The organism is Nitrosomonas sp. (assembly GCF_040256045.1).
Taxonomy (GTDB): domain Bacteria; phylum Pseudomonadota; class Gammaproteobacteria; order Burkholderiales; family Nitrosomonadaceae; genus Nitrosomonas.
In genome coordinates this window covers 1-2,446 of the sequence record NZ_JBDZWD010000098.1, presented here as the reverse complement: position 1 = coordinate 2,446, position 2,446 = coordinate 1, and the positions used below count along the sequence as shown (strand labels likewise).

The window sequence follows — 2,446 nt, the reverse complement described above, 5'->3', positions numbered from 1 at the left end:
TATTGGGCGGCCAATCTGATAATGCCGTTAGGCAAAGACAATTTGTATATTTATATAGTGAATATGTCGCTGCTTAGTTCCATATCCCGACCCATGCGTTCATTCGATGCAACACTTAGAGCCGCAGTGGAGTTTATCTCAAACCCGCATAAACTCTGGGAATCCGGGCGATTGTGCGACCGCCGCGCCGTGTTGAGACTGGCTTTTCCGGGCGGGTTTCAATATCATAGAAACACAGGACTTAGAACCGCCGAAACCCCTTTACCCTTCAAGGTGTTAGGGGAGCTTGCAGGCAAGCAAATTCAATTGGCGGAGAAGGCGGGATTCGAACCTTCCTTCCATGCTTATAAATCAAATAGTTATCTTTCCTTGTTGACCATAACCTGACCAAACATCTCCAGCGCTTTGCTTCCTTGGCGCTCATCGCTTTGAATCCATCGCGCATAAGTTCGCGCCGTAATGAGCACATCGGAGTGCCCCATCTGATGAGATACCCAGGCAAGATTTTCCCCAGCTGACAGCATTATTGATGCATATGTGTGTCTTGTCTGGTAGGGGTTCCGGTATCTCACGCCTGCTTTTTTCAATACTGGTATCCAGCACCCTTTCCTTATTTGCTGATCTCCCGTCCAGGGCTTGCCTGTCGTCGGGTTGTGAAAAACTTTACCACCTTGTAGTAAGGTGTATTGCTTCTGGTCTGTTAACGCTCGCTCTACAGGTGGAAGCATATCTATTTCTCGCGTCCCTGTTTTTGTCTTGGTGGTCTCATCCACCTTGGCAGCGTGAGTCATAGCTTTGTTGATACTGATCTTCCTGCGTTTGAAATCAACATCTTTCCACTCCAGTGCGATCAGTTCCGATGTCCTCATCCCTGTCCATAGAAACGTGATGATCTGATTGCGTACAGCTCCTGTTGCTGTGGCGATGATCAGTTCCTGTTCTTCTTTTGTAAGCGGATCCACATGCTGTTTTGTTTGTGGTGCTTCATTGCGTTTATATGTCCAGTTGAGTAGTGGATTTACCTGGATCAGATCATCATGCTGAGCATCCTGCAGTGCAGTACGTAGTGGGCTCAAGATATTGGAAATACGCTTGTTTGAGCAATCCAGGGCAGCTATCCATGTTCTTATATCGTTACGGCTCAGCGTATGTAATAACTTTGCGCCGAACTGCTGGATAATCAGGTTGTTTATGATTTTTTTATAGTCATTGTATGTACTGGCTTTAATGGTTGGCCGTTTGTTTGCCAGCCATTCGGTCAGGTACGATTTTACTGTGTACTGTGTTGGGGCGAACTTGTCCGCATTCCTGGATCGTGGAAATGTGTAGGAATAATCGAAGCTACCATTATCGATCGCATTCAGAATGGCCGCGCGGTGCTGGGATGCTTTCTTCAGGTTAGCGGGGGTGGGCTTAAGGTTAATGCGCTCCCGGCAGCGCTGGCCGTTGTAATAGAAGTCGATTTCGATCGATGACTCACTTGCGGCTCTGACACCTGGATACTTGTTTCCACCCATGAAATATACCCGCTGATATTGATTAAGATCCGCCCATCCGGCGCTTTAGTGTACTCCTTCCCCCTGACCCAGTCACCGCGGGCAATTTTTGATCTGACAGCATCCGGGGTATAACCGGTCTCAGAACAGAATTTATCGATTGTTACGTAATTTGCAACCATGGTGAGTATGGGTTTTAAGTTCAGTTTGCTGTATCTATCAGTTTGCACAATTTCGCAAATTGGAAATTTTTTACGGGTTAGGGTGGCTAGGCTAGTCAGGTGGTGAGTAATCCCAATTTTTAAAGAAATTCTGCATTGCTGGAGGCATTGGCGTTTGCACGTGATCGGCGCGTACAGCAATCAGTCCAGCACATATACGTCCGTCTTTGGGTGCGTGACATAAGAACTTATCACCCTGTACTACCGCTTTCATGAAATCCATCTGCGTTTGCAGGCAACCATTGGGAACGGTTCCGGATCGACAAGCACATGTGGTACACATTTCATTCCGTACCATTGGAAGATTAAGATTTATCAGGCCTTTAGCCTTTAATATTCTTTGGCCATTCTCTGCCATCTTTGCCGTACATTTGCCAATTAGTTGCCCTTCTTTGCTTACTCGCGCATTCATTTAATTAAACCCTAGTTCATCCATTATTTTTTGTGCAGCCTGTACAGGGTCGTAAATATGGCCATCAGCCAATGCCCTGACGAAATCCTCTAATCTTTCGTTGTTTGCAAAAATATCGTAGAAGGCACAGGCAGAAATTTTTACAGGAACTTCATTGATTTTCATGAAAGCAGAAAATTTCATATCTGGCGGCGCATTCCTGATAAGCAGTGCTACGTGGTTATCCATCGTGTTATTTTTCATTTTCCCCTCATGCCATTTGGTTTCCATATGCTTATATCTTGTTGAGCCGCTTTCGATAACTGCACATTTCAGGA

2 protein-coding genes and 2 pseudogenes are annotated in these 2,446 nt (G+C 45.8%); 1 reads left to right on the top strand and 3 read right to left on the bottom strand.

The genetic code is table 11. The features are described from left to right. Nucleotides 1-387: pseudogene (locus ABUL11_RS11215) on the top strand (hypothetical protein); the annotation flags it as partial. Here ABUL11_RS11215 and ABUL11_RS11210 read toward each other — a convergent pair. The 3 genes and pseudogenes from ABUL11_RS11210 to ABUL11_RS11205 form a co-directional block, all read right to left on the bottom strand. Further along, a complete protein-coding gene (locus ABUL11_RS11210) occupies nt 360-1,517 on the bottom strand; it encodes a site-specific integrase (protein WP_350283935.1) in 1,158 nt (385 codons plus the stop codon). The pseudogene ABUL11_RS11215 and the gene ABUL11_RS11210 overlap by 28 nt on opposite strands. Before the next feature lie 47 nt (nt 1,518-1,564). Next, nucleotides 1,565-1,678, bottom strand: a pseudogene (locus ABUL11_RS11300) (hypothetical protein); the annotation flags it as partial. A 451-nt stretch (nt 1,679-2,129) separates the two neighbouring features. Beyond that, on the bottom strand, nt 2,130-2,446 hold a 317-nt coding region (locus ABUL11_RS11205; RefSeq protein WP_350283934.1), incomplete at its 5' end, for a hypothetical protein.